Annotated in this window: 14 protein-coding genes; 10 read left to right on the top strand and 4 right to left on the bottom strand. The window is 48.8% G+C overall.

Going from position 1 to position 12984, the window contains the following annotated elements:
- Nucleotides 1-4 precede the first annotated feature (4 nt).
- The 3 genes from pabB (at nucleotide 5) to I4W93_RS03380 (ending at nucleotide 3527) form a co-directional block, all read left to right on the top strand.
- On the top strand, nucleotides 5-1384 hold the full coding sequence (gene pabB, locus I4W93_RS03390) for an aminodeoxychorismate synthase component I (protein WP_205310773.1): 1380 nt from the start codon (nucleotides 5-7) through the stop codon (nucleotides 1382-1384).
- A 2-nt stretch (nucleotides 1385-1386) separates the two neighbouring features.
- On the top strand, nucleotides 1387-1947 hold the full coding sequence (locus I4W93_RS03385; protein WP_205310774.1) for a CoA pyrophosphatase: 561 nt from the start codon (nucleotides 1387-1389) through the stop codon (nucleotides 1945-1947).
- A gap of 197 nt (nucleotides 1948-2144) precedes the next feature.
- Entirely contained in the window at nucleotides 2145-3527 is a 1383-nt protein-coding gene (locus I4W93_RS03380) for an L-serine ammonia-lyase (protein WP_245217480.1), read from the top strand.
- Nucleotides 3528-3577: 50 nt separating this feature from the next.
- On the opposite strand, the gene I4W93_RS03375 is transcribed toward I4W93_RS03380, so the two are convergent.
- Nucleotides 3578-3868 (bottom strand): high-potential iron-sulfur protein, encoded by a 291-nt coding sequence (locus tag I4W93_RS03375; RefSeq protein ID WP_224673238.1) that lies wholly within the window; start codon nucleotides 3866-3868, stop codon nucleotides 3578-3580.
- A gap of 200 nt (nucleotides 3869-4068) precedes the next feature.
- Here I4W93_RS03375 and folM point away from each other — a divergent pair, with 200 nt between their 5' ends.
- The 7 genes from folM (at nucleotide 4069) to I4W93_RS03340 (ending at nucleotide 9293) form a co-directional block, all read left to right on the top strand.
- Entirely contained in the window at nucleotides 4069-4812 is a 744-nt protein-coding gene (gene folM / locus I4W93_RS03370; RefSeq protein ID WP_205310776.1) for a dihydromonapterin reductase, read from the top strand.
- An 80-nt stretch (nucleotides 4813-4892) separates the two neighbouring features.
- Nucleotides 4893-5996: an SdiA-regulated/phytase-like domain-containing protein gene (locus tag I4W93_RS03365; RefSeq protein ID WP_205310777.1), complete on the top strand. Its 1104-nt coding sequence runs from the start codon at nucleotides 4893-4895 to the stop codon at nucleotides 5994-5996.
- A gap of 112 nt (nucleotides 5997-6108) precedes the next feature.
- Entirely contained in the window at nucleotides 6109-6390 is a 282-nt protein-coding gene (gene atcJ / locus I4W93_RS03360) for a cold adaptation protein ActJcold adaptation protein ActJ (RefSeq protein WP_205310778.1), read from the top strand.
- Nucleotides 6391-6434: 44 nt separating this feature from the next.
- Nucleotides 6435-7019 carry a cold adaptation protein AtcA gene (atcA, locus tag I4W93_RS03355; protein WP_205310779.1) on the top strand — a complete coding sequence of 195 codons (585 nt, stop codon included), beginning with the start codon at nucleotides 6435-6437 and terminating at the stop codon, nucleotides 7017-7019.
- Nucleotides 7019-7783, top strand: coding sequence for a cold adaptation protein AtcB (gene atcB, locus I4W93_RS03350; RefSeq protein ID WP_205310780.1), 765 nt, complete (start codon nucleotides 7019-7021; stop codon nucleotides 7781-7783). The genes atcA and atcB overlap by 1 nt, the downstream gene beginning before the upstream one ends.
- A gap of 25 nt (nucleotides 7784-7808) precedes the next feature.
- Nucleotides 7809-8702, top strand: coding sequence for a cold adaptation protein AtcC (gene atcC / locus I4W93_RS03345; protein WP_205310781.1), 894 nt, complete (start codon nucleotides 7809-7811; stop codon nucleotides 8700-8702).
- A 24-nt stretch (nucleotides 8703-8726) separates the two neighbouring features.
- Nucleotides 8727-9293, top strand: a complete 567-nt coding sequence (locus I4W93_RS03340) for a phosphatase PAP2 family protein (RefSeq protein ID WP_205310782.1) — start codon at nucleotides 8727-8729, stop codon at nucleotides 9291-9293.
- An 84-nt stretch (nucleotides 9294-9377) separates the two neighbouring features.
- On the opposite strand, the gene I4W93_RS03335 is transcribed toward I4W93_RS03340, so the two are convergent.
- From I4W93_RS03335 to I4W93_RS03325, 3 genes are all read right to left on the bottom strand, one after another.
- Nucleotides 9378-10646, bottom strand: coding sequence for a DEAD/DEAH box helicase (locus I4W93_RS03335; RefSeq protein ID WP_205310783.1), 1269 nt, complete (start codon nucleotides 10644-10646; stop codon nucleotides 9378-9380).
- A 77-nt stretch (nucleotides 10647-10723) separates the two neighbouring features.
- A complete protein-coding gene (locus I4W93_RS03330) occupies nucleotides 10724-11050 on the bottom strand; it encodes a DUF6172 family protein (protein ID WP_205310784.1) in 327 nt (108 codons plus the stop codon).
- 138 nt (nucleotides 11051-11188) lie between these two features.
- Entirely contained in the window at nucleotides 11189-12979 is a 1791-nt protein-coding gene (locus I4W93_RS03325) for a M14 family metallopeptidase (protein ID WP_205310785.1), read from the bottom strand.
- Between the last annotated feature and the right edge of the window lie 5 nt (nucleotides 12980-12984).

The raw sequence follows: 12984 nt of genomic DNA, 5'->3' as shown, positions 1-12984 counted from the left end.
ATTCATGCAGCAGTACCTTATTCCAGCGGAAATATACGGCAACACACCGGAAAACTTACTTAGCCTTTTCAGCCATGTTGCCATGCAACCCTGGGCGATGCTGCTCGACTCGGCTGCTCCACAGCACGTTAACAGCCGTTATGACATCTTAGTCAACGAGCCACTGGCTACTTTAGAGGCCAAAGCCGGCAGCAGCATATTAACCGACGAGCACGGCACGCACAGTTACCACGAAGACCCCTTTACCGTGCTTAATTGTGCGTTAAAGCGCTATTTTCCAACAGCAGCCCAAAGCAGCCTGCCCTTTGTTGGCGGTGCTCTGGGTTACTTTGGTTACGATTTAGGCCGGTATACCGAAACCTTACCAGCCACAGCAGAGGCAGATATCAACTTGCCAGATATGGCGGTGGGGTTTTATCAGCAGGCGCTGATATTAGATAAGCAACAACGCCAGCTATGGTATGTCGATTACCAGGGCAACGCAGAAGCCGGCTGGCACAAACTGTACGCAAAGCTACAACAAAACTCAGCGGCTGCAGCGCCATTTAGTTTAAACAGTCACTGGCGGGCCAATATGGATAAAGCCGGTTACGTCGCACGGTTTAATCAGGTGCAAGAGTATTTGCTTAGCGGTGATTGTTATCAAATTAACCTGACTCAGCGCTTTAGTGCTACTTATCAAGGTGATGAGTGGCAGGCCTATTTGCAGCTGCGGGACAAAAACGCAGCCCCCTTTTCAGCCTTTATCCGCCTACCACAAGGTGCGGTGCTGAGCATCTCACCAGAGCGTTTTTTACAACTGCACGGCAATAAGGTTGAAACCAAACCGATTAAAGGCACCAGGCCACGCGGCATTTGCCCAATGACCGATGCGGTAGAAGCCGATAACTTACGCAATTCGTTAAAAGATCGCGCCGAAAACGTGATGATTGTTGATTTACTGCGTAATGACTTAGGAAAAGTCTGCCTGCCAGGCTCAGTAGCCGTGCCGCAATTGTTTGCCATTGAGAGTTTTCCTGCAGTGCATCATTTGGTTAGCACGGTAACCGGTACCTTAGCGCCGGAATATAGCGCCTGTGATTTATTGCGCGGCGCCTTCCCGGGTGGCTCTATTACCGGCGCGCCCAAGGTACGGGCCATGCAGATCATCGAGCAATTAGAGCCACAGCGCCGTTCAGTATATTGCGGCGCCATTGGTTACATTAACAGTAACGGCGATATGGACAGTAATATTGCTATCCGCACGCTGATTTGCAGCGAAGGCCAAATTCACTGTCAAGCCGGCGGCGGCATCGTAGCCGACTCCGACTCCGACAGCGAATACCAGGAAACCTTAGATAAAGTGAATAAAATTCTGCCGGTGCTGGCCGAGCCGGAGCAATAAGGGTGCTTGCCGGTGAGTTTCGTCAACGTTTTATGTTGCAAACCGCCGCCGCGGCAGAAGCTGTAACACCTGGCGATAAGCATCAAGCCGCCGTGTTAATACCGCTTATCGACTACGGCGATAAACTGCATATTTTATTTACCCAGCGCGCACTGCATTTACGCCATCATCCGGGCCAAATCAGCTTTCCTGGCGGGCGTATTGAGGCCGGTGAAAGCAGCAGTGCAGCGGCGCTGCGCGAAGCGCATGAAGAAATCGGTTTAGCACCATATGCAGTGGAATTACTTGGCCATTTGCCACTGCAAAGCACCAGTACCGGTTTCACCATAGAGCCTTGGGTGGGGCTGCTTAAACCGCAAAAAAGCTGGATTTTGCAAGCTGATGAAGTCGCCGGCATTTTTGAAGTGCCGCTAACGCATTTTTTACAGCAGAAAAACCGCCATCTGTTTAGCTTACGGCTGCGCGGTAAAATGCAGCAGCTGCATGCGATGCCGTATCAGGATAAGTTTATCTGGGGGGCAACAGCGGCCATTTTGCACCGATTGTGTGTGCAGCTGGGGTAACCCCGCACAACAGGCGAAGAGTGTGAGTTTAGGCTGGCTAACTACCCACCCGCAATGCGAGCTGATTAATATCACTAACTGCTCCTATTAGTTTTTCTCATCTGTAATAAGCACCGACCAGTTACCAACCGACTTACAGAACAGCGTGGCTTGGGCTACAATGGTGCAACTTTGATAACGACAAAACAGAATTAATTATGATTATCAGCGCATTTGACATGTTTAGCATCGGCATAGGACCGTCCAGTTCTCACACTGTTGGCCCGATGCGGGCGGCGAAAAAATTTACCGACGATTTAACTGACAAAAACCTGCTCGACAGCGTTACAGGCGTAAAAGTAGAACTGTTTGGCTCGCTGGGCCAAACCGGCATTGGTCATGGCACCGGCAAAGCGGTTATTTTAGGCCTGGCCGGCTACCTGCCGGAAACGGTGGATCCGGATGCGGTACCCGGCTTGTTAAAGCAAGTGAACGACGAGCAACAAATACGGCTGGCTAAAGTAAAACCGGTCAATTTCCCGCGCGAAGGCGCCATTGTCTTTCACCGGCGTAAAACCTTGAAAGAGCACTCCAACGGCATGGAGCTAATTGCCTATGATAAAGACAAAAACATTGTGCTTAGCGATGTTTACTTCTCTATCGGTGGCGGTTTCATAGTTAAAGCGGAAGATTTTGCCAAAGAAAAAGAAGCAGCCAGCCAATTTGCTGCCGATAACCCGCCACCCTTTCCGTTCGAGTCTGGCGCTGAAATGCTTTCCTTGTGCAAAGAAAACGGTTTATCGATTGCCGGTTTAATGCTGGAAAACGAAAAAGTATTGCGTAGCCCAGCGCAAATAACCGACCAACTGAATAACATCTGGCTTACCATGCGTGCCTGTATTGAGCGCGGCATTAAAACCGAAGGCATACTGCCAGGCGGGTTAAAAGTAAAACGCCGTGCGCCAGCGCTGTATAAAAAGCTGATGGCGGAAAAAAGCAACGACCCGTTGCAAGTAATGGACTGGGTAAACCTGTTCGCGCTGGCGGTAAATGAAGAAAATGCCGCCGGTGGTCGCGTCGTTACAGCCCCTACTAACGGCGCTGCCGGTATTATTCCGGCGGTATTAATGTACTACGATAAATTTATTCAGCCGGTTACGCCGGATATTGCCGTGCAATACCTGTTAACCGCGGCGGCTATTGGTATTTTGTATAAGAAAAACGCCTCTATCTCCGGCGCTGAAGTGGGCTGTCAGGGCGAAGTGGGTGTTGCTTGCTCTATGGCTGCCGCAGCACTAACTGAAATACAGGGCGGCACTCCGCTGCATGTCGAAAATGCTGCGGAAATTGGCATGGAACATAACCTGGGGTTAACCTGCGACCCGGTAGGTGGTTTGGTGCAAGTGCCATGTATCGAGCGCAACGCCATGGGCTCGATTAAAGCGATAAATGCGTCACGCCTGGCGCTGCGCGGCAGCGGCGACCAAAAGGTGTCGCTGGATAAAGTGATTAAAACCATGTGGGATACCGGTAAGGATATGCAGACCAAGTACAAAGAAACCTCACGCGGTGGTTTGGCGGTAAATATTATCGAATGTTAAGTCGCTTAAAGCTAAAAACAGGCCCGCAACAGCGGGCCTGTTTGTTTAAATTACCCCGGTTTTTTCGCCCAGGCTGCACACCAACCCTCGCTGTTCACCACTTTGCCCGGAAAAATGCCACATGGCCGCCAGGTCTCGCCGTCAGCGCCTTGAATTAACATACAGTTTGCGCAGTTCTGCCCGTCTTTGACAGATTTGTGCACATACTGCAGTGCTTTTGCTTGCGGGTTTTCCGGGTCTAGTTGCTCGTTAGCAAAGGCTTTTAAACTAATACCGCCCATGCTTAAGCCTACTATGCCGCCGGCCGATAGTTTTAAAAAACGTCTTCTGCTTGTTGTCATAACTTTTCCTCTGATGTTGTCTGTGTTGTTATTGCACTGCGACATGAAGCGTTACTGTTATTTTTTTAACGTCCATTTAGTACTACTAATTTTTGCCTGTACTGGTTTAGTTTGTCAGAGCAGACGAAAAACCAAACCAAAACGCCGTTGTCACGTAACCGTTACAACAAGTTTAGTTACACCATGCTAGGAACCTTTTGATGCAAAACAACATTATTATTACCGGCGCTGCCCAGCGCCTGGGGTTACACTGCGCGCTGACATTACAACACGCCGGATTTCAGGTAACTGCCACCTACCGCAGCGAGAAGCCTGGCCTGCAACAACTCAAAGATGCCGGTGTGCACTGTATCCAGTTGGATATTACCGAGCCAAACGCGCTGGCCGATTTTATCGATAGCATAAAGCAGCAATTGGGTAGCTTACGCGGATTAATTCACAACGCCTCAGACTGGAAAAAAGACTTGCCGCTTAGCGACTGCGACAATGCCCGCGCTGCATTAGCGGCAGATGCAGCAGTATACGATGCTATGCAAGCGGTGCACGCCAAAGCCCCCTATTTACTCAATCGCGCCTTTACGCCTTTACTGCAAGCTCATGACGGCGTAACTGACATCATTCATTTAACCGATTTTGTTGCCAGTGTTGGTAGCAGCAAACATATGGCGTATGCCGCCTCTAAAGCTGCATTGGAAAACTTAACTTACAGCTTTGCCCGCGCGCTGGCGCCCAAAGTTAAAGTCAATGCCATTGCCCCGGCGCTGTTACTGTTTAATGACCATGATGACGCCTGCTACCGCGCCAAGACGTTGCAAAAATCCTTGTTGCAGGTTGAACCCGGCGCGGCAGAGCTAAGTAACACGGTTATGTACCTGCTCAACAGCCGCTATATAACCGGTAAAGTTATTGACCTTGATGGTGGGCGGCATTTAAACCTACCATAACCGGTGCTAAACCGATCAGGGTTTAATTTGTCATCACGGGCTGGCAAAATACCCTTAATGACCAATGACGAAGTCCATTTATGAAAGCCAGCTTGTATTTACTCAGTATATTGTTCGCCGCCAGCACTTTCGCTAACACGCAGCCGGTTGCAGGCAAATGGATAACAGACCGACAAGGGCAAACCTTAACTGACCCACAAAGCTCTGGCTTTACCTGGCGCCATGGTGAACTCATTCACTTGGGAGATAACAGTGCCGCAGAGCCCATGCGCAATAAACTGCTGCGGATTAACCCGAACACCGCTCAGCTTAATGCTGAGCCGCTTAACATTACGGTGTCTGAGCAGGTATTAAAGGGTTGCTTTGGCGAGCTATTTAGCAAATACCCGGATTTTGAATCACTAACCTGGGACAGAACAGACGATACGGTATTAATTAGCGTGACCGAAGATTCGTCTTTTATCACCCTGAGTGCAGAGTGCAAGGCCCGCTATGGCGACACCAATTCTACTGATTTCCCCACCTTACTGGTAAAAATTGAAACCGACAGCCAGCTCAGCCGTGCTGAAATTACCGCGGTACGGCCGGTAAAGTTTCCCAAGGCTGCCAAGGTGGGTAACTTCCCCAATGACGGCATTGAAGGTCTGGCTATTGATAACGCAGGCAATCTGTATTTAGCTCTGGAGCAAAATATTGCCAATGCACCGATGATTTTCAAAACGCCGTATGGCAATGATTTTTGGCAACAAGATGGCTACGTGAAAGTGCAAGATGCTCAGTTTAATCTGCCGATACCCGACAACAAAGACCACCCTATTAATGGTCTTGACTATTTGCCGGCCAAAAAACATAACCACCCCGGCTACTTAATTGCTGCAGCCCGCAATGATGACCAACTGTGGATCATCGATTTAGCGCAGCAGCAGCCGCCCTTTGTCCAGCAAATGCTTTACTACGCGCCAACTCCGGCAGATAGCACCTGCCCTGCATATGAACCCATAGCACAAACTGCAATAGAAGGTGTAGCCGTGTATGGCGATACCGTATTTTTGGTTAATGATGCGTGGAAAAAACGCTATCCGGATAACATTCAATGCACAGCTAACGCAGCAAACTTCAATAAGTTCGCTACTTTGCTATTTAGCTTACCGGTAGACCCACGTTGGTTTATAGTAAGACCCTAAGCACAACTAGGTTAACTGCTGCCGGTCTGATATCATTAGCGGCTATTTGCTAGCCGCTAACAACCAGTGATCGCTATTTACGCTGGTGAGTTTTGTTTACGCAGGAATTCCTATGATCAACCACTTTCGCGTACTGGGCGTAAAAACCAATGCCAGCGATGACGACATCAAAAAAGCATATAAGCGTCTAGCCAATAAATTTCACCCAGACAAACTGCACGGCTTAAACGACGACGAAAAAGACACCGCAGCAACCCAGTTACAACGGGTAAAGTTGGCCTACGATGTGCTATCTGATCCGAAACAGCGTGCAGCCTTTATTAAAGATTTTAACAATGTCATTGTTACCGACCCTGCAGCAGCGATGCAGGAGCTGTGGGATCAATACTATTAATAATTACCGTACTTTTAGTAAAAAATAATACTTATGAGCAGGTTATGGCACAAAAACTAAATTTGGCACGTATTCGCGCATTGCAAACGGATGCACTGGAGAATATCGAATCTTATATGGATCCCGATACCCCCAAAGCGCTTGAGCAATTTACCGCTAAAATGAGTGCAATCTTACTGGCCGCACCAGATATGCTGGACTCAGTACCAGAATATTTACCCATGGCGCTGTATGGCCGGGTAAAATTTACACCGGCTGCCAAACTTCAATGGCAGCAATGGTTAAACAGCGCAACGGCACCAAGTTGGGATGAATTTAAAATCTCTGTTGCCTTTAACAATGCCGATCTGGCGCTGGTAAAAGCTATTCGTGCTCATTCTGAAGCCCAATTAATTGAAGCCTGCGCCGTATTGTTTTTGCTTGACGGCAGTGGAACACTTACGGCAAAACGCCGTAACGGTAGCGAAACCTACAATGAAGACCCTAGTTACGAAGACGACGAGCAAGACGACGTTGACAGTGATAGCCCACACTACGACAGTGACGACTACGGCAGCGATGACGACAGCGATGAAGAAGGCTACGACAACCAGTACGACGATATTCGTTTTAACGGAGAAAAACCTTAATGAGCACCAATCTAATTGAGATAGCCGTTGCCGAAATAAAACAGCTGGCGGTAATCGAACCTAAGCAAGCCAGTAAAAAATTTGAGCTTATCGCCAATACCATGAGCGATGAGCAACTGGTTGAAGTGATTGAGCAAATTGACATTGTCACACTAACGCAAATTAACAGCGAGCACGATATCTCGTTCCCGTCGATCATCTCTGAGTTAATGAGCCCTGAGCGCATTCGCGATATCGTTTGCCAGCAGCCGCTGTACTGGGAAGAAAAAATTAAAAACAACGCCGAAGAATTGAAACAGCATACCTTCGACTTTTTAACCTATTTAATTCGCACCCAGGACAGTGAAGACAAACAAGCTGCCATTTTAGAATGCGTGGCCGAAGACCCGGCCGGTTTGTTCTACCTGTGTATTCCGTTTATTGAAATCTACCGCGGCGAACAGTTTGCCGAAGAAGATTTCTACGCCGATACCCTGCACGAAGAAGAAGAAGACTTGGAAGAAGCGCTGGCCTACACAGAGCGGCAAATGACGGAAGATGCCCATGGCCTGGGATTTGACGATCCACGCAGCTTGTTGGCACTTATCCGCCAGTTAGCGCCCCAAGTAGAGCAAGCTATCAAGGCGTTGATCCGCAATGAAAACTCCGGCTGGGAAGGCATAATTAGCAAATTTGCTACCGAGCTGGTAATGCAAGCAAAAGAGAAAAATCAGGCTACCGAAGAATACAGCGAAGTGGACGATATGTTCAGCTTTCTGGATTAAAACCGCGTGAAAAAGGGATAGTACCATGCAGTTAATGCTACGCGACGGCAGTTTTGGTCCGTTTTTAAGCCAGGTTATCAGCAAAGCACAAGCTGACGACAAGCTAAGCGCAACTGAGCTTAAGATAATAAAAACGAAAGCCGTGTTGATGAGCCTGAAGTTTGCCGATAAGTTCTACAACAAATATAAAATGCACCTGTTAGAGCAAGCCGCCTGCGACATTATCGGTGTAGTAAGCATAGGTTTGCTCGAACTGAGTAACAACGATACAGACAGAGCGCTTACACTGCTATTGGCGCCAGAAGGTGTGGTAAAGCCGTTTCAAAAAGGCTGGAATATGCTGGCCACGGTGAGCAATAAAACGGGTAAAACATCATTGTATGGCGATGTCGCTGAGCAGTTATTGCAAAGTATTTCTACACCGCCCGATGCCGAAGAATGGGATGGCTACCAGCAGTACCAACAAGCCCTGATAGACCACCATCGCAGCCAATCGATGCAAATACTGCAACAGCAGTTTTACGCCCGCACACATTTTGATGAGTTTGAGCACTTTTCATTGGAAGAGGTATTGGCCGAAGTGGTTTTTTACCGCGCGCTTACCGGCGGCGATAAGGTACGGCAGGATTTAAAAAAACGCATCCGTAGCATAACGTTGCAACCGCATTGGTTTAGTGACACTTTTTTCCAACTGCAAACCGAGGCCACACTGGGAGAACTGCCCAGTGCTAATGCCGATGCTATCCGTAACGATTTAGGCCAGCATTTTATACCTGCTCTGCTACGCACGTTAAAGTTTGCTAAAGAGTATCAGCTCTTAGCAACACAAGATGCTTCACCGGAAAAGCTAGACGCCTTTGAAGGCAAGCAAGGCTTAACCAACCCCTTACTGGGCTGGCCGCAATACCTGGAACTGTAAGCTGCAACAAATAACGGAAGTAACATGAGCATAAGTACCGTGAGCAGAAGTACGATGAATAAGTATCGTTGCCATCTGGCAATCATGGTATTACTCAGCCTGTTGCCGCTGCACAACGCCTGCGCCAACGCAGAAGACAGCGCCGCAGACGTGCTGCGTATTGCTCTGCCTGCTGCAGCCTGGGGTATGACACAGTATCTGGATGACGCAGAGGGCAGCACGCAATTTTACTACAGCTTTGCCGCTAATATCGCAGTGACTTATGCGTTAAAAACTGCCATTCACAAAAACCGTCCTGATGGCTCTGACAACGACGCTTTCCCCTCCGGCCATACGTCTATGGCGTTTCAGGGCGCGGCGTTTTTACAGCGTCGTTACGGCTGGCAATACGGTGCGCCTGCGTACGCGCTGGCAAGCTATGTCGGCTACAGCCGGGTAAACAATGATCACCACGACAGCGCCGACGTACTGGCCGGCGCATTAATCGGCATCGCTGCCAGCTATTATTTTGCCGAACCGTTTTATGGTGTACAGGTAACACCCACCTCAGGTTTAAATGGTGTGGGGTTGCAGCTAAGTGCGACGTGGTAACCGTACCGCCTGTTAATTGGAGCATTCAGCGGTACGAGTTCTAATTTAGCTCATTGTGCTGCGTAGGGTAACTGATAGTCCGCGCTATTTCGTACTTCGTGGTTTAGCTTTAGGCTTGGCACTGACGCTGTTCTGTAGCTCAATTACGGTTTCGCTGGCTTTGTTAGAGCGGCCAGACAACACTTTGCGCGAAATACTCTTTAACAGCGAACCACGATTACTGACTTCAAAACCCGGCTTAACAATGCGTTTGATATCGCTACCAATCAGTTTTTGAATACGCTCTAAGGTTTGCTCATCTTCACGGCTGACAAAAGAAATAGCGTTGCCGCTGGCGCCGGCGCGGCCGGTACGACCGATGCGATGCACGTAATCTTCCGGTAAATACGGCAGATTAAAGTTAACCACGTAATCCAACCCCTGAATATCCAAACCACGGGCGGCCACTTCAGTAGCAATAAGCACCTGTAATTTTGCCGATTTAAACTCAGCAATAGCACGGCGGCGTGCGCCCTGGCTTTTATCAGCGTGACATACTGCCGCGTCAATTTTGCGCTTTTGTAAACCGGCTAACAGCTGGTCGGCCTGCTCTTTGGTGCTGGTAAACACCAGTACCTGAAACCAGTTATGCTCTGCCAGCAGTTGCTCAAATAAATCAATTTTGCGGCTTTCTTCTACCGCATACACCACATGGTTTACTGTATCGGCGGCGCTGTTTACTCTGGTTACCCGCACTTGCTGATGATTACGCAGAATTTTATGCGATAACTCATTCACCGCCGGTGAGGTGGTGGCAGAAAACAGCAGGGTTTGCCGTGTGGTTGCGGTCATTTGCAGTAACTTCAGCACGTCGGTAATAAAGCCCATATCCAGCATACGGTCGGCTTCATCCAGTACTACAAATTCCACATCGCTCAGTATTACGTTGCCCAGTGCCATATGTTCCAGCAAGCGGCCTGGTGTACTGATAACCATATCAACGCCGGCAATCAGTTTATTGGCCTGGCCGCCCATTTTAACACCACCGTACAGCGCCGTAACGCTCAGCGGTAAAAACTGCGCATAAGCACTTATCGCTTGCGCTAATTGTTCGGCCAGTTCGCGGGTTGGCGTCAGGATCAACGCTCGCGGCCGCCGCTCTGCAGTGGCTTTAGGCTTGTCCAGCATGCGCTGTAACAACGGAATAGCAAAAGCAGCGGTTTTACCGGTACCGGTTTGTGCTGTTACCTGTAAATCTTTACCGCGACGCGCCGGCACTATAGCCTGCTGCTGTACCGGGGTCATTTCACTGTAGCCACATTCAACCAGCGCGCGCTGTAAGTCTGGTGCCAAATCTAAAGATGAAAATTGCATAAGAGTTCCTCTGTAGATTAGCTACAGTAAAAATTGAGTAAATAAAGGTTTTGCTGCCGTGGCATTGTAAACTGCGGTTATTCGCCGTCGTCTTCAGCGCTATCGGCTGCAGGCGCTGCTGGGCGCGGTTTATGCTTACAGGCACGGGCCAGAATTTCAATATAGAACGCCGGCAGCTCTTGCGCCACGGCAGCGTCAATATGTTTGTTGATATCAGAGGTAAAAATAGTTTCGGCAACATCTTCCGACGCACCAAAGCGACAATCGAAAGTCCAATAATCGGTGCCGTCTGGAAGGGATTTACGCCGCTCTCTGTTTAAGTATTTTTTAATATCATACTTAACAGCGTCTACCAACCGGGCAGGTGTCAGCTTCGGGTGCGTTAATGCGATTGTCTTTTTCATTACATATCCTACAGAGGTGCCAAAGCTGAGTCAGCTTTTAAACGCGCATTCTACATGGAAGAATAGAAGATAACCGCCACTATCTGTTATTTTCTGCTAAAAGCTATAATAAACCGGCTTAGCCAGCACATAACAACATTACAGCTCTAGCAATACCGGGTATTTCAGGTAATGCTGATCGTAAAACGGCATTTTACGATAAAACCAATTGTAGCGCTCACGCGGGTTATTTCGAAGTGCCTCATCTGCGGCCAAAGCCTGCTCGAACTGCTGTTTAAGCTCTGGCTGTTCATCTAGCATGCGCGCAATCAATGGCTCAATGGCATAAGGTTCAAAGTACTCAGTGCGTTCAAACATTGCCGGAAAAAAACCCCAGCTGAAAAAGGAATCGGGTGCGGTGGGTTCTAACAAAGCGACAGCTAAACGGCCCAAGGGTTGATCAGTACTAACGCTTACCCAACCAGCAGGCAAAATACGATTGACACTGCTGCGGCTAAAACTGGCCGACTGCATCATAAAACGGCTTTCAAACGGTTTATCCGCGAACTGATAAGCACTAACACTGAGCTGCTGCAAATTCAGTTTTTGTGGTTTATCCAGTGTAGTCAACACCACACCATGTAACTTTAAGCGGCTTATCACACTTTGTTGCTCTGGTCCCAGCCAATATGCTTTGGGAATAGTAATGTCTTTGTCTACCACATTATCCCAGTACACAGGCAACTGCGGATAAAGAGTAGGCTTGCCGGTCCATGCCACAAAGCTGTCGCCACTAATTGCTGACTGCTGCAGCTGATAACTCATGCCTTTAAAATCGATATAATCTGGTTTTTCGTTAGCTTTGTAGCTTAGTACCATACGCTTGGGCCTGGCGTTCATGTCAGCCTGACGTGCCATAATTAGCGCTTTGCCCTGCTCATTTAACAACCTAAGGCTGTGCTCCAATAACACATAGGTGCCAAGCACGCGCTGACGATAAGGCTTTAAACTGTGGTTTTCTACCAGCACTGTGGGTAAATGCCTTACATCGCCATAACCGTTAGAATAACGTGGGCTGGCAGTCCAGCCACTAATACCGTTACTGAATGCTTTACTGTCGACACCAAACACCAGCGGCCCGGGAATATGTCCTGCTTGTTCCAAGGCAGCATTCACCGCTGGACGATACACTTTGGCCAGCCAGCTGGCACCATTTGGGCTGATTGCCGCGAAAGGCTCATTAAAACCATAGGTAATATCGTATTGGTAATCCTCACCATCGGTAACATGAACATCGATATACAAATCAGGTTGATACTGATTTAATAGCCGCAGCAGCCCTTGCATTTCCGGTGCGTCGACTTTGGCATAGTCACGGTTAAGGTTAAGATTTTGTGCAGTAGCCCGCCACCCCTGTTGGCGCGGACCACGCTGATTCATACGATTATACCGCGAGCGTCGCTCGTGACCATCAGCAGAAAAAATGGGAATAAACAGTAAGTCAGCATTGTTCAGTAAGCCGGCTTTACCTCCGTGGGCAATATCACGCAGCAACATTAACCCGGCATCCTTACCATCTATTTCGCCACTATGAATTCCTGCCTGCACTAGTAGCAGCGGTCGGTCTGGATTATGCGCTACCTTGTGCAACGCTTTACTCGCCTTGACCAGCATTAGTGGCCGGCCCTGCGCACTGACACCAAATTGCTCCAGTTGCAACAAATCTGAACTATCAACTAATTTGTTAACGTAAGCCATAGTCGCCGCATAATCGGGGCTGTCCGTTAATGCTGTTAGCTCTGCCGGCGTTACCCAGCTATGTTCTTTGGTTTTTATCAACGCTTCGCTGGCGCCTTGCCAGGATGACAAAGGAGGCAACCAGTCATCGCTGGCAACGCAAACAGCACTGAACAGTAAGCTGGCCAGCAGTGCGGGTGAATAACTGTTCATAGTAA

It is taken from the genome of Rheinheimera maricola, from assembly GCF_016918075.2.
Classification (GTDB): domain Bacteria; phylum Pseudomonadota; class Gammaproteobacteria; order Enterobacterales; family Alteromonadaceae; genus Alishewanella; species Alishewanella maricola_A.
This window is presented reverse-complemented; position numbering and strand designations above follow the sequence as displayed.

What these genes read in the sequence shown, in the direction of transcription:
- pabB (WP_205310773.1), top strand. Translation starts at nt 5, where the DNA reads ATGCAGCAGTACCTTATTCCAGCGGAAATATACGGCAACACACCGGAA.
- I4W93_RS03380 (WP_245217480.1), top strand. Translation starts at nt 2,145, where the DNA reads ATGATTATCAGCGCATTTGACATGTTTAGCATCGGCATAGGACCGTCC.
- I4W93_RS03375 (WP_224673238.1), bottom strand. Translation starts at nt 3,868, where the DNA reads ATGACAACAAGCAGAAGACGTTTTTTAAAACTATCGGCCGGCGGCATA.
- folM (WP_205310776.1), top strand. Translation starts at nt 4,069, where the DNA reads ATGCAAAACAACATTATTATTACCGGCGCTGCCCAGCGCCTGGGGTTA.
- I4W93_RS03365 (WP_205310777.1), top strand. Translation starts at nt 4,893, where the DNA reads ATGAAAGCCAGCTTGTATTTACTCAGTATATTGTTCGCCGCCAGCACT.
- atcJ (WP_205310778.1), top strand. Translation starts at nt 6,109, where the DNA reads ATGATCAACCACTTTCGCGTACTGGGCGTAAAAACCAATGCCAGCGAT.
- atcA (WP_205310779.1), top strand. Translation starts at nt 6,435, where the DNA reads ATGGCACAAAAACTAAATTTGGCACGTATTCGCGCATTGCAAACGGAT.
- atcB (WP_205310780.1), top strand. Translation starts at nt 7,019, where the DNA reads ATGAGCACCAATCTAATTGAGATAGCCGTTGCCGAAATAAAACAGCTG.
- atcC (WP_205310781.1), top strand. Translation starts at nt 7,809, where the DNA reads ATGCAGTTAATGCTACGCGACGGCAGTTTTGGTCCGTTTTTAAGCCAG.
- I4W93_RS03340 (WP_205310782.1), top strand. Translation starts at nt 8,727, where the DNA reads ATGAGCATAAGTACCGTGAGCAGAAGTACGATGAATAAGTATCGTTGC.
- I4W93_RS03335 (WP_205310783.1), bottom strand. Translation starts at nt 10,646, where the DNA reads ATGCAATTTTCATCTTTAGATTTGGCACCAGACTTACAGCGCGCGCTG.
- I4W93_RS03330 (WP_205310784.1), bottom strand. Translation starts at nt 11,050, where the DNA reads ATGAAAAAGACAATCGCATTAACGCACCCGAAGCTGACACCTGCCCGG.
- I4W93_RS03325 (WP_205310785.1), bottom strand. Translation starts at nt 12,979, where the DNA reads ATGAACAGTTATTCACCCGCACTGCTGGCCAGCTTACTGTTCAGTGCT.